Below are 21,503 nucleotides of genomic sequence, written 5' to 3' on the forward strand. Positions count from 1 at the left end.
ACGTAGGCGCTTGTTGTGGGGGCACAGTCAAGCTGCATCGTACTTCTATTATAGCTACGATGCGAACCATGGGCAACTGTAGTCCTAGAGCAATGGTTCGTAGGTACGTTACCATTTGCGAGGACGCGAGGACGCGAGGACGCGAGGACGCGAAGACGCGAAGACGCGAAGACGCGAGGACGCGAAGACGCGAAGACGCGAGGACGCGAAGACGCGAAGACGCGAAGACGCGAGGACACGAAGCCCTCGCATCTTCGCCTCACGCATCCTCGCAAAATGGTAAAGCAACCTTCGGTTTTTCTGAAACCATCTTTTATGTTAAGTAAGGCCGCGTTTCGATCCCAAGCCTCAAATGTGGGCTCACCTGGCCAAGCAGCATGGCTACCACCGTGAGCAACTGCTCTGTCTGGTAGGGCCACGCCAGCACCGCAGAACGCCCCTGATCACTGGCGATTAAGCGCATACTCTGGATCTGCTCAGTAACCCACACCAATGGCACATTCGTCTGCTGGCGTAACAGCCGCAGCAAACGGCTTGGCTCGGTATCATCAAGCTGGTAGTCCAAGACAATCAATGCGGGCAAGGCATCGTGGAGGTAGGTGAAGAGGCCCGCAGCCGTGCGTGCTTCAGCCACTGTGTAGCCTGCTTCGTTGAGGATCGAACTGGAAAGATCACGCCGAAAGACATTTGCGCTTGCAACAATAATTTGCATCTCTGCCCCACCTGGCCAAGTCTGCACCACTGCAATCCTTCGCCCATATAGTTGTGTTGAGTACCCTTAACTGTACATATAATTCCGTGCTCTGTCAATCCATTTCAAGCTGCAAAATTTGGCCATCTTGGCCTACCTCGGCTTGGCCTTTGAAACCAGAGGAGCGCATGGCTGCAACCGCCTGCTCGATGGGCATCGTCCAACGCGGACTAAAGTGGACAAGTACCAGCCGCGCTACCCCTGCTGCCAACGCCACCTCTCCCGCCTGGCGCGGCGAGGTATGCCCAGCAAACGCATCAGGCGTTGTGGCCTCATGGATGAGAATTTGGGCACCAGTGGCTAAGGCTTGCACCGCCGCACACGGTTCTGTATCAGCCGAATAGACCAGCGCCACCCCGCTGGGGCTAGCCTCAAAGCGCAAGGCCACACAAGGGCGACTATGGGCCGTCAATGCCGTCCGCAAGCCCCAGGCATCATCCAATGCCAGGTGATCATCGCCACGGAGCGTGCGCCAATCAGGTGGCACATAGTACTCGACCCGCATTGCCTCCAATGTGGCTCGTGCAATCTCCAAGGTCTCCTCTAGGCCGTAGATGGGCAAAGGGGTCGTTCGACGCCCCAGCCGCATACTAAAGAGCAAGCCGGGCAAGCCATGAATATGATCACAATGGCTATGGGTCAACACAACCCCACGCAAGCCCTGTGGATCAATCCCAGCGCGCAGCAGTCGCTCGTAGGTACAGCCACCGGCATCAATCAGCAACGGGCCACCCGGCCCATCCCAGAGCATATGGGTATTGCCACGATCAATGTCGGGCAAGCCCGTTCCGGTACCAAGCAGAATCATGCGCGGCATGAGCGCCTCCTTCACTCCATAGGCACCAAACGCTGACGCAAGGCATAGATCGCCGCTTGCGTACGATCGGCCAGGTGCAACTTCGAGAGAATATTGCTCACATGGGATTTAACGGTCTTCTCTGAGACAATAAGCGTATCGGCAATCTCTTTATTCGATTTGCCCTTGGCAATCAAGCGCAGCACATCCATCTCACGCGGGGTTAGTTGCTCAACGGGCGCTTCGTTGGTACGCGGGGCCGAAAATTCCTGCATCAGCTTTGCGGCCACTTCCGAGTGTAAGACCGCCTCATTGCGCTGGGCTGCGCGAATGGCATGGGCGAGATCGGCGGGCGAGATGTCCTTCAACAAATAGGAGATCGCCCCTGCTTTAATTGCCGGAAAGACCTTATCATCATCGGCGAAACTCGTGAGGACAATCACCTTACTGCTTGGGCTGGCCGCTTTGAGCCGACGGGTCGCTTCAACCCCGTCAATCCCCGGCATCACCAGATCCATCAAGACCACTTCGGGTAGCAATTCACCCGCTAATTGCACTCCTTCTTCACCATTGGGTGCCTCGCCCACAACCTCAATATCATCCTGCAACTCCAGGAAGTCGCGTAGACCTTGACGCACCACTTGATGATCGTCAATCAACATGACGGTAATCGTCTCCACTAGGCGCTCCTTTCCAAGCCAAGGGCCAGCAGTGCAGCCTCTTCACGCTCACGCATCAACGCAGCCGCAGCGGAGCTTTGTTCGTGATCGTAACCCAACAGATGCAGCGTGCCATGCACAGTCAGATAGGCCAATTCACGGGCAGGGCTATGGCCATACTCAGTGGCTTGGACCAACACCCGATCCAGTGAGATGGCAATGTCCCCCAAGTAGCGCGTCGCCCCCGGCTGAGCCACAAAGGGCGACGCGGCCCCATCATCGCCAAACGAAAGCACATCGGTCGGCGCATCCAGCCCGCGATAGCTGCGGTTCAGAGTCTGAAGTTGGGCATCATCACTGAGCATCACGCCCACCTCAGCGGGGCCAGGCACTGCCTCGCTCTGCAACACCGCCATCACGACCTGTTCAACCAAACTGAGATCAAGCTCAAGCATAGCAAGTTGCGCGGCTACCGCTTCATCGCTATGGACTTCAATGGTATAGGATGCATTCATGCAACCCCCTTCCAATGATCTTGGCCTAAGAGCAGAATATAGAAACGAGAAAATAGAAAATAGGCAATAGCGCAAACTGTAACGTATGCTGAAACCATCCCAAAAGCAAAAATGTGGGAGAACCAGGTTCTCCCACATCCCCTTCCACACCCGCTCCGCTAGGCTTTCAGCCCTTGCGCCGTGAGGATTCTGTTTACCTGGGCGAGTACATCACGCTCACGTTCAAACGAGACCAAATGCATCGCTTCGTGCAGCGGCACCCAGCGTGCATCATCAACTTCAGCCACTTGGGGACGCACCTGACCATGCTCGTAGCGAATCAGGAAGAGATCAACATACTTATGGACGCGTGTCGTGCCAGCCCGAAACCAGTACTCAATCGTCGCAAGGTGACAAACAATCGTACCCTCAAGCCCCGTCTCTTCAGCCACTTCGCGCAACGCAGCCGCCTCGGCTGTCTCGCCACGATTGACATGACCCTTCGGCAAGCCCCAACGGTCGCCCCGACTGGTAGCAATCAGCGCGACCTGCACATGCTGCTCAACAACCCGAAAGATAACACCACCGGCCGAATAGGCGGTGCGATGGGGAGGAAGGGAATGGAAACGTTCCGTCATGGGCCTTTCATCAGCCACGTTTAACTGTACGTCCAGCACGCATATCCCAATACGCATTGATCGCATAGTGGATGCGCTGACGCGCAACATCCACATGCTCCCAACCAACAGGTTCAACCCGCGTACCTTCAAGATCTTTGTAGACCGTAAAGAAGTGTTCGACCTCTTTCAGATAGTGGGGCGGCAGGTCGGTATAGTCCTGAAAACTCTGAAAGAAGGGATCATACTGGAGTACAGCCAGAATCTTATCGTCGGGTTCACCCTTATCCAACATGCGGAAGACCCCCACCGGACGGGCTTCGACAATACAGCCGGTAAACGTCGGCAGGTTGGTCATGACCAAGACATCAAGCGGATCGCCATCATCGTAGTAGGTCTGCGGAATAAAGCCATAGTCACCGGGGTACTGTACCGCCGAGTAGAGTACGCGGTCGAGCTTAAAAGCCCCAGTGCGTTTATCAAACTCATACTTGTTGCGCGAACCCTTCGGGATCTCAACGACCGTATGGATCACGTCCGGTATATTGGGCCCCGGTTCAAGGTCGTGCCAATAGTTCTGCATTGCCAGCCTCTCGCTACAGAATAATCCATCAGTCCCTATTATAGCACGCCATAGCTTTCGTGGTACATCGTTGGGCTACGCCCCAAACCCACTTTTGTATTGCTGTTTGGCGGCGAAGCCGCCAAACAGCAATACAAAAGATTTGCGGGGGCGGCAAAGCCGCCTCCGCACCCCCACCGGAGGTGACTGACGTAACCCTAGGCTACGCCCCGCCTGACGGCTAATGGGCAGGCTTGACCATTGCCCCAGGAACGGGTATAACTCTTTGCGTAACGTGCATTGCGAAGCATCTCTAGCAAAGAAGACCATTACCATGCTCACTCTTGTTACTGGCGGAAATGGCTTTATTGGGCGCTATCTGGTGGAGCAGTTGTTGGCCCGTGGCGACCGCGTGCGGGTCATTGGGCGCGGGAGCTACCCCGAGTTGGCGGCGCTGGGCGTGGAGTGTTTCCAGATCGATCTGAGCGACCCGGCTGCGGCTTCAGGTTTGGCCAATGCGCTCCGTGGCGTTGAGGTGGTCTTTCATGTCGCTGCCAAGGCCGATATCTGGGGCCCGTTCGAGATCTTCTATCGTAACAATGTCTCGGCCACCCAGCGGCTTGTGCGTGCTGCCACCAAGGCGGGAGTGCCGAAGCTCGTCTATACCTCCTCGCCCTCAGTTGCAATTGGTGAAGTTGATCTCGATGGCGTTGATGAGTCTACCCCCATTCCTACGCGCCACCTCTCGGCCTACGCCGCAACCAAGGCTCTCGCAGAGAGCTATGTGCTGGCGTGCAATGACATTGCTACCACCGCATTGCGCCCTCATATCGTCTGGGGGCCCCGCGACCCCCACATCTTCCCACGTCTGCTCGCCCGCGCCCGCCGTGGTCGCCTTGTGCAAATTGGTGCGGGTAAGAATCTGGTTGATATTACCTATGTTGAAAATGCCGCTGAAGCTCATATTCTCGCCGCCGACGCTCTGAGCGCACGCTCACCCCTACGTGGGCGCGCCTACTTCATTGGCCAAGAACAACCCGTCAATCTGTGGGATTTTATCAACGAAATCTTAACCCGCTCTGGCATCAAGCCAGTACGCCGCTCCATCTCGCTCCCCACGGCGATGCGTGTCGCGTCCATCTTTGAAGGCATCTACCTCAGCCTCAACCTACCTGGCGAGCCACCCTTCACGCGCATGCTCGTCAACCAACTCGGGCGCAGCCATTGGTTCGATCATAGCGCGGCCAAGCGCGATTTTGGCTACAGCCCACGCATCTCCATCGCCGAAGGGCTGCGTCGCACCTTGTGAGCCTTGCGGCGACTTTAACATAGCCCTACATGCTAAAAAAGATTCTTCAACAGCTTGGCTGGCGTACTCAAAAACGAGCGAATATGCCGCCGCGTTGCATCGGGCGTCTCGAATTGGGGCCAATGGCCCGCCTTGGGCAACACGCGCAGTTGTGCCGCAGGCCACTTGTCGGCCACAATGCTGGCATCGCGCAGCGGCACGGTGTTGTCCTCCATGCCCCAAATAACCAGCGCCGGAACCTTGATCGCACCTAAGCACTCACTCAGATCATTTTCGCGCATGGCCCAAAAGCACTCGGCCCGCACTCGCCCCTGACCCGGACGCCGTGCGTCGGCGCGCAGGCGCAGATAATCCGCCTCGGCAATGTCGCTCCGCTCGGCAAACGAGGCGGGCTTCATCAATCCATCCGTAACCCGCAGCATCGAGGGCTCCAAATAGGAGAGCATGCGCCCCGCAATGCTGATCCGCTCCAGCATCGTGATCGGTGAGATAAAGGCATTGATCCAGGTAGAAAGCCGCCCGCTGATGGTTGGGCAGAGCAATGCCATGCGCTCGAGAACTTCGGGATGGCGCAAGGCCATCGTTAGCGCCGTCATGCCGCCCATCGAGTGACCAATTACCATTGCGGGTAAGCCTGGGCTCAATTGATTCACCAGTTTGGCCATAAGGTCGGCATAGGCTGGGATGTTGGCACGCTGGCGCAATGGTGGCGATTCACCAAAACCGGGCAGATCAACCGCAACACAGCGGTAGCGCTCACTGAGCGTCGGAATGAGCGGCGAAAGCGCATACCACGAACTAGACCAACCGTGGATCATGAGCAGCAGACGGCCACGGGCCGGGCCGCGCTGACGCACAACCAGAGACTGCCCATCAATCTCAAGCACCTGGCGCACCAATTCGCCACTCGCTTGGGTATCCAAGCTGGTTGCACCAGACCTTAGCGCACGCGCCTTCGTTTGCAATTCGGCAAAATAGGGCGAATTGGTAATTGCCTCCACCTCGCGCTGCTGCTTCACCTGATCAATTTCAATGCGCAGATCGGCAATCTCTTGGCGCAACTGCTGTTCGCGCACATAGGCCGAGAGTGCCGCCGCCGCGAGTGTCCCGAGCGATTCGATCATCTGCGCCGCAATCGGATCGAACGCAACTATTTCGCCATGCTCATCGAGCGCATTGATCAACTGCATCACCCCAATCACCTCATGCTGCCCATCTTTGAGTGGAATATTCAATACCGAGGTGGTGCGGTAACCTGTCCGTTGATCAAATTCGCGCGTACCTGAAAAATCATAGCCATGAGCCGCATAGGCATCGGGAATATTGATCGTTACGCCCTCTAGTGCCGTATGGGTCACCACATAGTTAAAGAGCGGATCACCCGTCTGCTCATCATAGAGCCGCAGGGGGGCAAAGGGAATATCCTTGCCGTTCGCGCCACCCATAGCCAGATTGAGCGACTTGTTGCGTGCAATCACAAAGCGCAGCCGGTCGCCATCACGCAGATAGAGCGTACATCCATCGGCACGACACAACTCTTGGGCTTGCAGCACAATCCGTTCAAGCAGTTGATTAAAATCCTTCTCAGCACTGAGCGAAACGCCTAATGGAATCACCACATGGAGCAACTCATCGGCCCGGCGGCGCTCCGTCTCAATATGCCGCAGGTAGCTTATCTCCAATGCGCGCAGGTGCTGTTTATGCAAACATGCGCCAATGCGTGCGCGCAACAGCACCGGATCGAAAGGTTTGGGCAAGTAGTCATCAGCGCCCAACTCAATCGCCCGAATAATACTGGCGTGATCAGCATGGGCCGACAGGACAATCACCGCAACCTGTTGCAGACTCGGATCAGCCTTGAGCGTGGCCAACACCGCAAAGCCATCCACTTCAGGCATCATGAGATCGAGCAGCATGAGCGCAAAAGGCTGGCTACGTAGTTGTTCCAGCGCCTCGCGCCCGTTGGCCGCATGGCTCGTCGTATGGCCTAAGCGTCGAATTTGACGATCCAACAGATCGCGGTTGAGATCATTATCATCAACAATCAGCACCGCAGCGGCAGGCTGTTGCTCTGGTGACTCTGGGAGAGCTTGAGCGACATAGGCTTCACTCTCATTCAGCATCGTCGCATCAAAATCGCTTCCAGCGGCCAACTCACCCAAGCGCGATGCAGCAACCGCAATCTTCTCAATATCGGGCAAAAAATGCTGCGGCCCCACAGTAGCGGCATGGTGCGCCAACGCGGCACAGGTCTGCTGAATGGCTTCAATCGAGGGGGCCAAGAGCGTCGGTAACGCAGCCAAGCCCTCAGGTGAAGGATTATTGGCCAACTCCTCGATCACCATCAAGGCAATCCGCCCTGTGGCAATCAGATCATCAAACGCCACAAATGGCCCCGGTTCAGGCAGATCCTCCACCTCATCGCGCAACATCTCGGCAAAGCCGATGATATGGTTGAGCGGTGTACGCAGACCATGGCGCAAAGCCCGCGTACTGGTTCTCATAGCCCCATCTGGATCGTCTTTACCGGGCGCACTGCTATTCTGGTGCATCATAGGCTTCTCAACGTTCGCTTCAACCCTCTAAGGAGTATGAACGCGAAGTGGGGGCAGGATTGTGCCAACCACGCCACGGCCAGAGCAGCACAATGCTCAAACCCACTGTTAGCATGAGGGCCACCCCAAACACAAAGCCAAACGGCACCGCCAATGTCAGTGGTGGATGGTGCCCCAAGCCATAGTCTACCCCAACCGAAAGCAGAAACCAGCCACAGATCGCCAGGCGCTGCGCCAGTGACAGCGGCCCCACGCGCAGAGCCAAGAGCAAGCCCTCGCAGGCTAGGCCAATATGCGCCACAAAGAGCATGAGTTCCATTGGCCAGAGACCAGGCACAAAGCCAACACTTGCCCAATGGCGCAACCAAAATGCCAACGTCCAGAGACCATACTTCACACAGGCAAACGCAGCAAAAGCCGTAAACCAACCCCAACGCCGCCCATAGTAGAGCGCCACAAAAGCAATCGTCGCATAGAGGGCCGCAGCCGGGCAATCAGGAATGAAGGGCCAGGCCCAGAGCGGTGCCGCCGCCAACTGCGGCCCATACCAGACCCAACCGCCCCACACGACCCCTACCAGATTGGCCAGCATACAGCCCCAAAAGAGCAATGGGTAGCGCAGGATGAGTTGAAGAAGTTTCTCAACTAACCCATAGCTATGATACACATAATCATGGATCTTGATCATCTTGCTGGCATAAGTCATTGTGTATTTCTTCTAGCAATAGCCGAATAAGAGGAATATCTTCCGTTGCCGTTTTCCATACAACAGTAAGATCAACATGTGTATAATCATGAATGAGCTTATCACGCATTCCTGCCATTGCACGCCATGGAACTGAAGGATACATCAAACGTAGCGATGTAGGTATACGCTTAGTTGATTCACCAATAATCTCAAGGGCACGAATGACAGCAAAAACGGTTTTATCATCTTTATAAAATTGAATCTCATCAAAATGCTGTATGAACGATTGAACCTTGTCCATGGCAGACAAGATATCCTCTATGTATTTACTGTTTAAATGAGTATTACTCATACATGTATCAAATCAGCATATACATGTGTTGCCACTTCAGGACGCAAAGCACTTTCCATAACAAGATCAACAGGGATACCAAGCATATCTGACAAGTATTGTTCTAATGCGATATATTTTAATAAGCCAGGTTTTGTGTAAAACGTCACGAGTAAATCTAAATCACTATCATCACGTTGTTCATGACGAGCATAAGAACCAAATACGAAAATTTTTTTTACGCTATATTCGGATATGATTTCCGGCATAAGCTGTTGTAATCTCAAAATGATCGTCTCAAGCGATGGTTTCGTAGCCATACTCATGATAGCACCTCACGAGGCCCGTAGTACGCGCACCGGCACACCGCCCGCAAAGGCCCCTGGGGGCACGTCACGATTAACGAGGCTCATGGCCGAAACGGTGGCGCCTGCGCCGATAATGACGCCCGGCAGGATCGTGCAGTTGGCGCCAATCGTCACATCTCGCTCGATCACCACAGGCCCGCGACGCCACTCGTGGCGGGTAAACTCGTGGCAGAGGATCGTAGACTGGTAGCCAATCACACAATTCTCGCCCAGCGTAACATCTTGGGGGAAAAAGATGTCAATCATGACCATCAAGCCCACCGAGACATAGGCTCCTACCTGCATCCCAAGGCGTCGGTAGAGCATGTTCTTTAGGGGCAGAACAGGCGTGTAGCGTGCCAACTGGATCAGGGCTGCATTGCGGGCCACCCGGGCATAGCCCCCGGTCACTTGGGGATAGTACCAGAGCGCGTTCTGCTTACCGGGCGAGGGGTAGCTCTGCAGACGGGCATGGCGTCCATGCCTTGGTTGTTCGACACTCATGGGGAGACTTCATTGGCACGCATAATCCGATTCCGCCCGGCACGCTTGGCGCAATAGAGCGCCTCATCAGCCTCGGCAAAGAGCGTATCAACACTCACATCCTTACGCTCCCCGGTGCATGTTACCCCTCCACTCACCGTGAGCCTGACCGCCAGATCAGGGTTGAGCGCCAGCGCCTCAGCAGCAATACTCTCACGCACCCGTTCAGCAATGATATAGGCTTGTTCCACATTGGCTTCGGGCAGCACAATCAGAAACTCTTCGCCGCCCCAGCGCCCCACCCAATCATAGGGCCGCACCGCTGCGGTAATTCGCATCCCAACATGGCGCAGTGCTACATCGCCAGCCATATGGCCATAACGGTCGTTGATGGGCTTAAAATCATCAATGTCGAGCAGGGCCAAGCTCAGATTTTGCCCGGTACGCTGCATGCGGGCCAATTCCGACTCAGCATACTCGGTGATGGTCGGGCGGTTGAAGAGATCCGTCAGACGATCATGGCTCGCTTGGTAGGCCAAACGCGCATTCGCTTCACGCAGGCGCGTCTCAAGCTGAATGATACGCGATGCCACTACAAGGCGTGCCCGCAACTCGCGCAGATCTACCGGCTTGGTTAGAAAATCATCAGCCCCCGACTCAAGGCCGTCCACCCGATCATCCTGAGCCTGACGACTCGTGAGCAGAATGGTGTAGACATAGCCTGAAAAGGTGGTCTTGCGTACCTGACGAATCAAACTTGGCCCATCCAAGCCGGGCATAACCCAATCTACAATCAAGATGGGAAAATACTCAACCTGAAGTCGCTCCCACGCTGCTAGGCCGTCGCTCACAATCACCGGATCAAAGCCTGCAACCTGGAGCGTGCGACTAAGCAGATGCTGGGTAACACTATCATCGTCGGCGAGGAGAATGCGCATGGTACGAAAGACTTTCGATGCCTACCGGGGCTTGCGTTGTCTTATTGTACCATTATTGCGTGTATAGGCGCAGCATGCAAGTAGGCGTAAGGGTGCGCGAGGGAACCAAGTTCCCTCGCGCACCCTTACGCTGCCAACTGTTCCCACTGTTCATACTTAGCCGCCAGCAGATCTTCCAACTCGGCATACTGGGTGCCAAGTGCTGTAATCTGCTTGATGTCCTGAGCCGCACTAGCGGCTTCCAGTTCAGCCTTGAGTTGGCCAAGCTCCTGTTCTAAGAGGGCAACTTCAGACTCGAGTGCAGCGATGCGCTTTTTGCGCTGGCGTTCTTCCGCCGAGATTTGGCTGCTGGTGTTTGGTGATCCTACACTACTTGCTTCAGCCTGTTTACTCCGCTGCTGCTCGTGTGCGCTGGACTGACTGGCCGGTTGGGCTTCACGGGCGGCCATAAAGGCGCTGTAGCCCCCTAGATAGCTCCGCATGCGCCCCTCTTCAATCAGCCAAATGCGGTCGGCTACGGCATCAATGAAGTAGCGATCATGCGAAACAAAGAGGATCGAGCCAGGGTAGTCGCGCAGCACCCCTTCGAGCGCCTCACGCGCCCCAATATCGAGGTGGTTGGTTGGTTCGTCTAGGATCAGCAGGTTGCCCGGCAGCACCATCAGTTGGGCCAACGCCACCCGCGAACGTTCACCACCACTCAGATCGGCAATGCGCTTAAAGACATCATCGCCACTGAAGAGGAAGCGCCCTAGCATGGTGCGCGCTGCGGCCTCACCCAAGTTGGGGCCAACACGCAACAACTCCTCAAGTACCGTTGCCTCCCAATTGAGCAGATCATGGCCTTGAGCATAGTAGCCAATCTGTACCTGATGGCCCAAGCGCGGCTGGCCCTGCAAGGGCTTCAGTTGGTCAATCAGGGTGCGCAGCAGGGTTGTTTTGCCACAGCCATTCGGCCCAAGGAGCGCCACTCGTTCGCCCCGAGTCAACTCAAGGCCATCGGCGCGCAAAAGCACGCGGGGCTCAGACTCGTGCCGACGGTCGCCCGGATAGCCAATCACCAAGCCGTCAAGCGCCAAGACCAGATCGCCACTCCGCAGCTTGGCATCAAGGAAGAGCTTCAGCTTGGCCTGCTCACGGGGCCGATCAAGCCCATGGTCGCGCTTGAGCCGTTCGAGCCGCTTTTCGCGCCCCTTGGCTTCACGCGCCCGCTGGCCGGCCTTGTAGCGCCGAATGAATTCTTCCGTCTTGGCAATAAACTCCTGCTGGGCCTGAAACTCCTTCATGCGCCGTTCGAGCCGTTCGGCCTTCAGTTCGAGGTACTTCTGGTAGGGCGCAGGATAGTCCTCCAAGGTTCCAAAGGCCAACTCCAGCGTACGCTTCGTCACCCGGTCGAGGAAGTAGCGGTCGTGGGAGATCACCACCAAGGTACCGTCCCAATTACGCAAAAAGAGTTCCAGCCACTCGAGGGCCTGCATATCCAGGTGATTGGTAGGCTCATCGAGCAGCAACAGATCGGGATCGGCAAGGAGCGTGGCCGCAAGGGCCGCACGCGTCTTCTGGCCCCCCGAAAACTGATTGAGCCGCTGGTGATAGTGCGCCTCGTGAAAGCCCAAGCCTTGCAGCGTCCGTTTGATGCGCTGCTCAACCTCATAGCCCCCGCCATGTTCAAAGCGGGCAGTTAGTTCGCCGTAGCGCTCCATGTGCGCGGCCCAATCGGGCCCATTGGTATCGGCAATCAGCGGCTCTAGCGCCTCAATCTCGCGCTGCAACAGCGCCAGATTGCTCAACGCGGCTTCCATCTCCTGCCAGAGCGTCTGCTCACCAGTGAAGCGTACCTCTTGGGCCAGATAGGCCACCCGCGTACCGCGTGCCGAAGCCACTTGACCCGTGTCTGGCGTCTCAAGGCCCGCCAAGATTTTCAGCAGGGTACTCTTGCCAGCGCCATTGACGCCAACCAGCGCGATCTTATCACCACGCGCAATCTGGAAATTGATCGCTTGAAAAATCAGCTCGGCACCATAGTATTTGGCCAAGCCGCCAACACTTACGAGGGTCATGACATCATTTCGTTACATAGAGTTTTTGCAGAGATGCAGAGGATTGAACCACAGAGACACAGAGAACACAGAGAAATTTGTGGCGAAGCAACCATCTGTTGGCATTACCTCAACTCCAACACCTCTGTGCCCTCGGTGCCTCTGTGGTTCAATCCTCGGTACCTCTCCTCGTTGGCGTTTTGAAGCCCTTAAAAAACTCTATAACTGAGCAAGCCACCCCACCTACTTGGTCTCACGATAGACCACATGGCGTCGTACCAACGGATCATACTTACGCAACTCAATGCGGCTCGGATCGTTACGCCGATTCTTCATCGTCGTGTAGCTATGGCCACTCTCCGTGCTCTTGAGCTTAATCACAATCCGATTACCCTTTTTGGAAGCCATCGCTCTTCATCCTCCCTGGCGCAACAAAACGCGCCCTGACGGCGCACTGTCGCTTATTCTAGCACGACATAGCTAGAGGTGCAAGCATCAACAAAGCGGATGGACTCCAGTACCACACGGCCACCGTCGCCAATGCCCACGGGGTCGAGGCGCAAGCCAGTGACCAGCCCTTCCCAACCGGGGGCACCCTGCAACACTAGGCAGTAGGTCTGCAACTCTGGGCCTGGGTGCAAATCCCAGCGGAGCGAACGCTCCTCTGCGGTTTGGCCGGTCTGATCAAGGAAGAAGAGTTGGGCATCACGGGCCGCAGTGGTCGCGGCGAAACGCAGTTCCAAGGCAGCAAACTCGCTAGTTTGCACGTGCATCGGCGGGCTCAGCCAATAGGGGTCAAGCTCAGGCGTGATGGCCCAGCCCGCCTCGCTGAGGCCATGATCCTGGCCATTGTGCAAGCGCCAGCCCCAACGCAGTTGGCGGAAATCCCAGCCCGGCCCAGTGGCCAATTGCTGTACCGCAGGTAACTGGAAATAGACCTGCTGTTCTATACCGAGATCGAGTGGTTGCAATGCTTGCACATAGGGCTCATAACAACGCTCAACCATGTCAGGGGTCAAACCAAGGCGTTGGGCCGGGGTTGGCGGATCGCCAGGGGCTGCGGGGGGGGGACGCAGCGCATCAGCAGCCACGATCACGGCATAGCCACTCACCAACGCCAGCTCGATCCGCTCCTGGATGGCGGCACAGGCACGCGGCCAATCGCTACCCACGAGGGCCACGGCCTGATTGAGCGAAATCACCTGTTCCCGCTGCTCATAGAAAGGCAGGTAGAGTTCAAGCAGATCGTCGGGCAGCACCAAGAGATCGCCTGGCTCACTAGCAGCAGCGAGCGCAGCGGCAACCACACGCTGCAGATCGCGTTCAGCATCACCGCGTGTCCGAATGGTCGTCAGGTTAGCCCCGAGCATCCACAGGCCGCAGAGCAGCACCAAGAGTGGCAGCCAGCGCGTAGCCTGCGGCACAGCCTGTGGTGGCGCAGGGGCAAAGAGTGCGGTCAAGAGCAACAGGTAGAACGGCGGCAAACTGGCAATCCAGAACTCAATATTATCCGGCTCCCACCAGATAAAGAAGGCTGCATAGATCGCCAGCCAACTCAGAGTCAGAGGCAGCACCCCACGCGGGGCGTACTGCAAACTGCGCCAGCGCAGCAGGAGACTTACGAGGAGCAGCAGACCAACCAACGCGCCGCCTGGATGGGCAAAGGTATCAGCCAAACCCTGGCCAAGCAGGGGCAAACGTTCAAAACCAAGTGGCCCGCCCCAAAAGCCAGTGGTAGCATAGCCCGCCGCCCAGCCATAGAAGGACGCCCAGTCACGCAAGCCACTCAGCCCCAGCCCAATCCCCACGTAGGCACCCGCCACAATCAGGGCCAACGGAGCGCCATAGGCCAGCAATAGGCGCACGGCTGAACGGCTGATCAGGGGCTGGCCTGCGGCTTGGAGGCCCAGCAGCAGAGCCACGAGGGCCGGTAGGCTCAAGAGTACATTGGACTGATGGAAGAGTACCGCCAGCCCTTGGGTAAGGCCCAGGGCCAGAGCCAACCCAAGGTGGGGCCGTTGCGCCAATTGGAGCATCAGGCCCAGGGCAAGAATAAGGAAAATTGCCGCAATGGTATAGACCTCAACCTCAATCGCATAGTACCAATAGGCATAACTGGCCCCCAGCAGCAAGCCAGCCAAAGCTGCCGCCCGGGTACGTTGAGGCAGGGTATGGGCCACGAGACGCACAAAGAGCGCACAACCCAACGCCCCAGCGAGCGCATTCATCACCTGAAGCGGGCGTTCGGCACCATGCGCCCAACCAAAAGCCGTTGCAAGCCCATGCACCAACGCCCCCAACGGCCCATAGGCTAAATGGTGGGGATGAAAGAGTTCACGCCATGGTTTGCGCTCCACATCCAAAATGTAGGAGAGCGCATCATAGGTATGAACATCCGTGAGGGTCAGCAGGTAGAGCAGCGCCCAAACCAAGAACGAACCAAAGCCCAGCCAAAGAGAACGTTGTCGCATTATCCAACTACAATCTGAAATGGCATCATACCTGCTCCAGGGCCAACTGATCGCCCAACTCAGTTGCGCTAGCCTCAATAGTGCCTGCGGGCAACTCAACCACATAGCGAGCGCCCCAAGCGCCAGCGAAGGGGCGATTGGGGGGCATTGCCACGGTAAGACCAACGACACGATGATGGCGATCAACAAAGACCACATCAATCGGAAAGCGCATAAAGAAGCTATGCACGCTGGAGCATGGATCAATCAGCAGCCCCTCGCCGGGAGCCAAACCGGGGTGGCCCATCAGGCCGCGGCCACGCGCCACAAAGCTTCGTGCTTCGGCACACGCCTCAGCGAGATTAGTACCACGGGTTTGATTCACAACACGGAGAGGCATGCTTAGCCACCAAACGCATCCATCAAGCGGGGAACAGCGGGGCCAAGAATAACGACAAAGAGAGCGGGGAAGATCAAGAAGACCATGGGGAAGAGCATCTTCACTGGAGCCTGCTGGGCCTGCTCTTCAGCCCGTTGGCGACGACGCACGCGCATCTGGTCGGATTGGAGCCGCAGAATCTTGGACATCGAGACCCCGAGCTGATCAGCCTGAATAATTGCGGCGGTAAAGGTCTGCACATCTTCCACGCCGGTGCGCTGCGCCAAATCTTTGAGCGCCTCACGGCGGGTACGACCAAGCCGAATATCGGCAAGCACACGCTTAAACTCACGGCTCAACTCATCGTCCCACTTCTGGGTCACCCGTTGGAGCGCCAAGTCAAACGCGAGGCCAGCCTCAACACTAATACAGAGCAGGTCAAGGGCATCGGGTAGCGCCTTCTGGATAGAGTGCTGACGCGCCTTCATTTTACGCCCCAGCCACGTGACTGGCAGCATATAGCCCAGGGTAAAGCCAACCCCACTATAGAGCAGAGCTTGGTTCAACTCCATGGTACGAAAGGTCAAGGCTGCAACAATCGAACCAAGGAGTAATGAAAGAACCACGCGCAGACCAACAAACATTGCTGGGGTAATATTGCCAGGATTACCCGCCATTTGCAGGTTCGTCTTGAGCCGTTCCGCGCTCTGCTTTGGCCCACGCTTACCCAACGCCGTAAGCGCATTCTGGGCCATAGGTATCAGCACACGCTGATAGAAGGGCTGCTGAAGTTCCAGTTCCTCAAGGGTCATAGCCCGTTCTGTGAACTGGGTCAGCCGCTCACCAATATTATCAGGCTGGCGCGCCCGCACCAAGCCAAAGATGAGCAAACCAATACCAGCCAAAACAATGACACCAAAGAGGATAACCATTGGATCCATGGCTACACCTCGATATCCATAATCTTCATAATCGTCACAAAGCCGATGCCAATCATCACCAAAGAGACAACCGGCAAACAGCACCAGTGTTCCGGCGGCATCCCAAAGCTAAAGATGGGGGCCATATAATCGGGGTTGACCACTGAGATAAAGATCGCCAGGCCAATCGGCAGGCCAGTAATCACCCAAGCCGAAATCCGGCCTTGAGCGGTAAGGGTCTGGATTTCCCCCTTGATACGCACACGTTCACGGATAGTATGACCAATCGTATCAAGGATTTGGGCCAAATTACCACCCACCTCCATCTGAATATTGACGGCAGTAATGAGCAGATCAAGGTCTTCGGAAGGTACCCGGCGTTGCAAATTGGCCAACGCCTCTTCGGTACTCCGGCCCAAACCAACCTCTTGCACCACGCGGCGGAACTCAACATTCACAGGATAGGGTGCCTCTTTGGAGACCATATCAAGTGTCTGTAGGAAGCTATAGCCACCCCGCAGTGCATTAGCCATCATCGTAATCGTATCGCCCAACTGGTTATTAAAGGCGGTCAAGCGCTTCTTGGCTTGAAAGTTCACGTACATGTTGGGGAAGAAAGAGAAGACAAGCGCACCAACAATCGCGCCAGCGATCATCGCGGTGCCACTGGCCCGTCCGATGTAGAGCCCTACAGCGACACCAATACCGGCAGCGGCCAATTTTGTCAAATAGAACTCAGCGACGGTCAGTTTCACATCAGCCCGCGCCAAATCGCGGGCGGTATTACTGCCCTGCTTGCTCTGGGAAACGACCTTATCAATTTGTTCAAGGGCTTGGCGTGGATCCATCCCTTGTTGGGCTTCAGCACCACCACCCGCGAATTCACTCAACCGCTCTGCGACATCTCTATCACCCGAGTTACGCATGACCACAACCACTGCAACAATCAGCAGCAGCAAGAGCAGACCAAAGCCCCCCAAGATAAAGGGCATCAACTCGGGTGTAAGCAGTTGATCCATAGCATCCCTTAGAAACTAAAACGATCACTACTACCGAAGGTATGCGGTGGTAGGTAGATATTCATCGACTCAAACTTCTCAATAAACTTGGGCCGCACCCCAGTGGGGCGCAAGGTACCAACAATCTTACCGCGCTCATCAATGCCCGTCTGCTCAAAGACAAAGATGTCCTGCATCACCACCACATCACCCTCCATACCCGAGACTTCGGTGACATTGGTGACTTTACGTGAGCCATCTTTGAGGCGCGACTGCTGCACGAGCAGTTGCACCGCCGAGACAATCTGCTCACGAATAGCGCGGGCGGGCAGATCCATACCGGCCATGAGGCACATGGTCTCGATACGGCCAATCGAGTCGCGGGGGGTATTGGCGTGGATCGTCGTCATCGAGCCATCGTGGCCCGTATTCATCGCCTGAAGCATATCGAGCGTCTCGCCACCACGACACTCACCGACAATAATCCGTTCAGGGCGCATACGCAGACAGTTGATTACCAGATCGCGGATGGAAACCTCACCACGGCCCTCAACGTTCGGCGGGCGCGATTCAAGGCTCACCACGTGATCCTGGCGCAATTGCAACTCAGCAGCATTCTCAACGGTAATAATGCGCTCATCTTCGGGAATGAACGAAGAGAGCACATTGAGCAGCGTCGTCTTACCGGAACCAGTCCCACCCGCCACAACAATATTGGTACGGGCCATCACACAGGCTGAAAGGAACTCGGCCATTTCTTGGCTCATCGAACCAAAGCGCACGAGATCACTCACTTCCAGCTTATCCTTACGGAACTTACGAATAGTCACCGTAGGGCCATTGAGCGCCAGCGGGCGAATAATCGCATTGACACGTGAGCCATCGGGCAGACGGGCGTCCACCATTGGCGAAGATTCATCAATACGACGACCGAGCGGAGCCACAATGCGGTCAATGATCCGCAACACATGATCATCACCATCAAAGGTAATCTCACTGCGAATGAGCTTACCCGACTCCTCAATGTAGATCTGCTTAGGCCCATTGATCATGATCTCACTGACACTCTCTTGTTGCAAGAGTGGCTCAATCGGCCCCAAGCCAATAATATCGGCCTCAATGCCTTCAAAGAGGCGCTGACGCTCTGAGCGTGTCAAGACGATGCTTTCACCATCCAAGATCGAGTGAAAGATTTCCTCAACCTGCTTGCGAACTTTTGCCTTATTACTCAGATCAAGCTTAGGATCGAGTTCATTAATCAAGCGATTCTGCACCCGCAGCTTAATCTCATTAAAATTATCGTCCATGCTAGGCATATTGGGACGCAGCGCTTGGCCCGCAGGACGGGAGGGTGGTGCGGGGGCACCGGACCGCTGCTGGGCAGGGGGCGCAGTTGGTTTCGCATCAGCGGGGGGGGTACCCCCAATGCGCTTAAGGAGTGACATCTCTAAGAGCCTCCCTTCCAAACAGACTAGCGTTTAATCAAGCGTGAGAAGAGTCCACCGCTCTTCTGAGGCGGCTCAGGGGCAGCAGCGGCACCAGGGGCCGCCGCTGCTTGGCCCTTATCGGTAGCCGTGAGGTCGCGTGCCAACGTATTCACATCGCGGGAAATCTGGTGGGTTGGTTTCCCAATCACCAGTGGTACCCCTTGATTGATCGAAAAGGTGACATCCTGAGCCGCATCGCCAATCTGGAGTACAACTTTGCGCTGAATGTTCTTCTCTACATCTTCGGCACGGATGCCGGTACGATTACTCGCCTTATTGAGAACCAGCATCACCTTTTCGTGGGGATATTCCAGCAGATCGGCAACCTCTAGGAAGAGCTTAATATTCCGAATGCAGTGCATCTCCAAGGTCATCAGGGTGACAATGCGTGAGGCGAGATCGAGTACGGCCAGGGAGCGATCCTGAAACGAGGCGGGGGTATCAACCACCACATACTCAAACTCTTGGCGCAGCGCTTCAAGGATAGCCCGCAGGTGATCGGAGCTAACCAACTCACCGCGCTGCGGGTCAGGCGGGGCTAGGAGTACCTTCACCTGGGAAGTATGGGTCACCAAGACATCATTGAGCAGATCGCGGTCGAGCTCATCAACCCGTTGCGCCAAATCAATAATCGTCTTATCGGAGCGCAGGTTCAAGATGACACTGAGGTCACCAAAGACCACATTACCGTCAACGAGCGCCACCTTCTTGTTGGTCTGTTGGCGAATCGCCACGGCAAGGTTCGCAGCAACCGAAGAGGTACCAACACCACCTTTAGGGCTAAAGACGGCAATAATCCGGCCTTCGGCACCACCATCGCCCCCGCTGCCACCAGGCGCACCAGCGCCACCCGCCGGGGCGGACGAGACCTTGGGGCGCGACGCGGCCAGCTTATGGACATGGCGAATGGATTTATAGAGATCATCGGCACTAATCGGCTTCGTAAGGAACTCGCGTGCCCCGGCCAACATTGCACGGCGCAGGTAATCGGTTTCACCCTGCACACTCATGATGATAACCTGCACCCCGGGGTCTTGGCTCATGATCGCTTCAGTCGCCGCAATGCCGTCCATATCCGGCATATTGATGTCCATGAGAATAACATCAGGGCGTTGTTTCTGGGCCAGGGCCACCGCTTCGCGCCCCGTCCCAGCCTTGGCGATCACTTCGATATCTTTCTCGAAGAAGAGCAATTTTTCAAGCTGATCCCGCGTGTCAACAATATCATCCACGATCATCACGCGGATCTTCTCGGCCTCACTCATGGCGGGTTCCTTTACACTTACGGTACACGAGTCGGGGCGGGCGTGCGCGTCGGCACCGGGGTCAACTGCTCATCGGGGCTAACAACGTAGAAGGGGGGCGGTTCGGGCAAAGGCAGCGCAAACTCATCCATCAAGAGATCCAAAGAAGCGCCAATAGTCGGCTCAAAGTCGGTATCGCCAGCACCACGGAGTACCAAGACGATGCGCGCATCGGAGGTTTGGGCAAACTCGAGCAACTCAGCCTCTTGGGCATTGAGCGCGAGCAGCACCGTCCATGTGCCTTGGGTAATCGTACCTCCGGCTGCCTCCAGATCAGCACCTGGGCCAATCACGGCGCCACTATCATCAACCTGCACCCCACCGCCAGCAGCTTGGCCCTCCGGCGTAGGATCAACCGTCACCGGCGGACGCAGGATTTGGAGTACCTGAGCACCCTGCACGATGGTTTTGGTGCTTACCATCAACTGAGTATCAAATGCCGCCTGGGGGGGCATCTGCATCTCAGGTGGCGCATCGGGATCGCGGGGCACCACCCGTGAGATCGTGCGCGGCACGACAAAGGTGACAACCACATCTACAAAGTCATTCTCTTTCACCTGATTCGCCACCCCGGTTAGGTTATTCACCACCAAGGGATAGGCTTTATGACGCGGGCGGTTGCCTTCGGCAGGCGGAATGCGCTGCGCCAAGCCCGGCTCAGTGAGGTTACTTTGCAGAATAGGATCACCTGGCCCAACCGGTTGCAGCAGGATCATCCCCTGCACATCAAGCACACTTTGCACATTACGGTCAGCATTAAAGAGGTTGTGATCGATCTCATCAAGACGTAGCAAAGAGACCGTATCAGTAATAATCACCCCAGCAGCAATAGGGGCACGGGCGACCACAATCTCCACCCCCGGTATCTCAGTTGGTTCAGCGGCAAGCTCTGCTAGATCAAAATCCCCCGGCTCAAGTGGGCTTATCCCACCTGATGTTTGCATGAAGAGGAAGAGGCCACCTGCTCCGACGATGAGGATGAGGCCAATCAACAAAATAAGGATTCCACCGCGTCGCATAAAGCAACTTCCTTCCTATCAGCAGCGGACGCAGCGCCATGTTGAGCCCGCGAGAGGTAGAACTATTATAGCACAGGCTGTTTACCAAAAGCGGTGGCGCACCGCGTGGCTTCGACAGGCTCAGCCAGCGGTGCGGCGGCGCACTGCGTGGCTTCGACAGGCTCAGCCAGCGGTGCGGTGGCGCACCGCGTGGCTTCGACAGGCTCAGCCAGCGGTGCGGCGGCGCACCGCGTGGCTTCGACAGGCTCAGCCAGCGGTGCGGTGGCGCACCGCGTGGCTTCGTCAGGCTCAGCCAGCGGTGCGGTGGCGCACCGCGTGGCTTCGACAGGCTCAGCCAGCGGTGCGGCGGCGCACTGCGTGGCTTCGACAGGCTCAGC

General features: G+C 56.4%; 23 protein-coding genes. 1 reads left to right on the forward strand and 22 read right to left on the reverse strand.

The genetic code is table 11. The features are described from left to right. Positions 1-313: 313 nt before the first annotated feature. The 6 genes from CJ255_RS01840 to CJ255_RS01865 form a co-directional block, all read right to left on the reverse strand. A complete protein-coding gene (locus tag CJ255_RS01840; protein WP_097642391.1) occupies positions 314-739 on the reverse strand; it encodes a response regulator in 426 nt (141 codons plus the stop codon). Between the two features lie 67 nt (positions 740-806). After that, complete coding sequence (locus CJ255_RS01845) at positions 807-1,568, reverse strand: MBL fold metallo-hydrolase (protein ID WP_097642392.1); 762 nt, start codon at positions 1,566-1,568, stop codon at positions 807-809. 11 nt (positions 1,569-1,579) lie between these two features. Beyond that, a complete protein-coding gene (locus tag CJ255_RS01850; RefSeq protein ID WP_097642393.1) occupies positions 1,580-2,227 on the reverse strand; it encodes a response regulator in 648 nt (215 codons plus the stop codon). Further along, the gene (gene ybeY / locus CJ255_RS01855; RefSeq protein WP_097642394.1) at positions 2,227-2,721 is read right to left on the reverse strand and encodes an rRNA maturation RNase YbeY; all 495 of its coding nucleotides are present in this window, start codon (positions 2,719-2,721) and stop codon (positions 2,227-2,229) included. The genes CJ255_RS01850 and ybeY overlap by 1 nt, the downstream gene beginning before the upstream one ends. Positions 2,722-2,879: 158 nt before the next feature. Further along, entirely contained in the window at positions 2,880-3,338 is a 459-nt protein-coding gene (locus CJ255_RS01860) for an NUDIX hydrolase (RefSeq protein ID WP_097642395.1), read from the reverse strand. Positions 3,339-3,348: 10 nt separating this feature from the next. Further along, positions 3,349-3,900 (reverse strand): inorganic diphosphatase, encoded by a 552-nt coding sequence (locus CJ255_RS01865; protein ID WP_097642396.1) that lies wholly within the window; start codon positions 3,898-3,900, stop codon positions 3,349-3,351. A gap of 313 nt (positions 3,901-4,213) precedes the next feature. Here CJ255_RS01865 and CJ255_RS01870 point away from each other — a divergent pair, with 313 nt between their 5' ends. Then, positions 4,214-5,188, forward strand: coding sequence for an NAD-dependent epimerase/dehydratase family protein (locus tag CJ255_RS01870; RefSeq protein ID WP_097642397.1), 975 nt, complete (start codon positions 4,214-4,216; stop codon positions 5,186-5,188). A gap of 32 nt (positions 5,189-5,220) precedes the next feature. Here the strand turns inward: CJ255_RS01870 and CJ255_RS01875 are convergent, their stop codons facing one another. The 16 genes from CJ255_RS01875 to CJ255_RS23265 all read right to left on the reverse strand — a co-directional run. Beyond that, positions 5,221-7,743: an alpha/beta fold hydrolase gene (locus CJ255_RS01875; protein WP_097642398.1), complete on the reverse strand. Its 2,523-nt coding sequence runs from the start codon at positions 7,741-7,743 to the stop codon at positions 5,221-5,223. 19 nt (positions 7,744-7,762) lie between these two features. Next, positions 7,763-8,449, reverse strand: a complete 687-nt coding sequence (locus tag CJ255_RS01880) for a DUF1405 domain-containing protein (RefSeq protein WP_245863118.1) — start codon at positions 8,447-8,449, stop codon at positions 7,763-7,765. Continuing rightward, the gene (locus CJ255_RS01885) at positions 8,415-8,783 is read right to left on the reverse strand and encodes a HepT-like ribonuclease domain-containing protein (RefSeq protein ID WP_097642400.1); all 369 of its coding nucleotides are present in this window, start codon (positions 8,781-8,783) and stop codon (positions 8,415-8,417) included. Before CJ255_RS01885 ends, CJ255_RS01880 begins: the two co-directional genes overlap by 35 nt. Continuing rightward, positions 8,780-9,088 carry a nucleotidyltransferase family protein gene (locus CJ255_RS01890; RefSeq protein ID WP_245863119.1) on the reverse strand — a complete coding sequence of 103 codons (309 nt, stop codon included), beginning with the start codon at positions 9,086-9,088 and terminating at the stop codon, positions 8,780-8,782. The genes CJ255_RS01885 and CJ255_RS01890 overlap by 4 nt, the downstream gene beginning before the upstream one ends. 9 nt (positions 9,089-9,097) lie before the next feature. Beyond that, positions 9,098-9,613 carry an acyltransferase gene (locus CJ255_RS01895; RefSeq protein ID WP_097642401.1) on the reverse strand — a complete coding sequence of 172 codons (516 nt, stop codon included), beginning with the start codon at positions 9,611-9,613 and terminating at the stop codon, positions 9,098-9,100. After that, positions 9,610-10,530, reverse strand: coding sequence for a GGDEF domain-containing protein (locus CJ255_RS01900; RefSeq protein WP_097642402.1), 921 nt, complete (start codon positions 10,528-10,530; stop codon positions 9,610-9,612). The genes CJ255_RS01895 and CJ255_RS01900 overlap by 4 nt, the downstream gene beginning before the upstream one ends. Positions 10,531-10,655: 125 nt before the next feature. Further along, the gene (locus CJ255_RS01905; RefSeq protein ID WP_097642403.1) at positions 10,656-12,590 is read right to left on the reverse strand and encodes an ABC-F family ATP-binding cassette domain-containing protein; all 1,935 of its coding nucleotides are present in this window, start codon (positions 12,588-12,590) and stop codon (positions 10,656-10,658) included. Between the two features lie 222 nt (positions 12,591-12,812). Continuing rightward, complete coding sequence (gene rpmG / locus CJ255_RS01910) at positions 12,813-12,977, reverse strand: 50S ribosomal protein L33 (RefSeq protein ID WP_097642404.1); 165 nt, start codon at positions 12,975-12,977, stop codon at positions 12,813-12,815. A gap of 53 nt (positions 12,978-13,030) precedes the next feature. Further along, the gene (locus tag CJ255_RS01915; protein ID WP_097642405.1) at positions 13,031-15,040 is read right to left on the reverse strand and encodes a glycosyltransferase family 39 protein; all 2,010 of its coding nucleotides are present in this window, start codon (positions 15,038-15,040) and stop codon (positions 13,031-13,033) included. Positions 15,041-15,065: 25 nt separating this feature from the next. Continuing rightward, positions 15,066-15,419 (reverse strand): DUF192 domain-containing protein, encoded by a 354-nt coding sequence (locus CJ255_RS01920; protein WP_097642406.1) that lies wholly within the window; start codon positions 15,417-15,419, stop codon positions 15,066-15,068. Between the two features lie 2 nt (positions 15,420-15,421). After that, positions 15,422-16,339: a type II secretion system F family protein gene (locus CJ255_RS01925; RefSeq protein ID WP_097642407.1), complete on the reverse strand. Its 918-nt coding sequence runs from the start codon at positions 16,337-16,339 to the stop codon at positions 15,422-15,424. A gap of 2 nt (positions 16,340-16,341) precedes the next feature. Further along, positions 16,342-17,337 carry a type II secretion system F family protein gene (locus CJ255_RS01930; RefSeq protein WP_097642408.1) on the reverse strand — a complete coding sequence of 332 codons (996 nt, stop codon included), beginning with the start codon at positions 17,335-17,337 and terminating at the stop codon, positions 16,342-16,344. Positions 17,338-17,345: 8 nt separating this feature from the next. Then, positions 17,346-18,761 (reverse strand): TadA family conjugal transfer-associated ATPase, encoded by a 1,416-nt coding sequence (locus CJ255_RS01935; RefSeq protein WP_097642409.1) that lies wholly within the window; start codon positions 18,759-18,761, stop codon positions 17,346-17,348. A gap of 26 nt (positions 18,762-18,787) precedes the next feature. Beyond that, the gene (locus CJ255_RS01940) at positions 18,788-20,068 is read right to left on the reverse strand and encodes a CpaE/TadZ family protein (RefSeq protein WP_097642410.1); all 1,281 of its coding nucleotides are present in this window, start codon (positions 20,066-20,068) and stop codon (positions 18,788-18,790) included. A gap of 17 nt (positions 20,069-20,085) precedes the next feature. After that, complete coding sequence (gene cpaB, locus CJ255_RS01945; RefSeq protein WP_097642411.1) at positions 20,086-21,126, reverse strand: Flp pilus assembly protein CpaB; 1,041 nt, start codon at positions 21,124-21,126, stop codon at positions 20,086-20,088. 65 nt (positions 21,127-21,191) lie between these two features. Continuing rightward, the coding region (locus CJ255_RS23265; RefSeq protein ID WP_500681114.1) for a hypothetical protein at positions 21,192-21,503 on the reverse strand (312 nt) is incomplete at its 5' end.

Origin of the sequence: Candidatus Viridilinea mediisalina (genome assembly GCF_002532535.1) — a bacterium.
GTDB classification, from domain to species: domain Bacteria; phylum Chloroflexota; class Chloroflexia; order Chloroflexales; family Chloroflexaceae; genus Viridilinea; species Viridilinea mediisalina.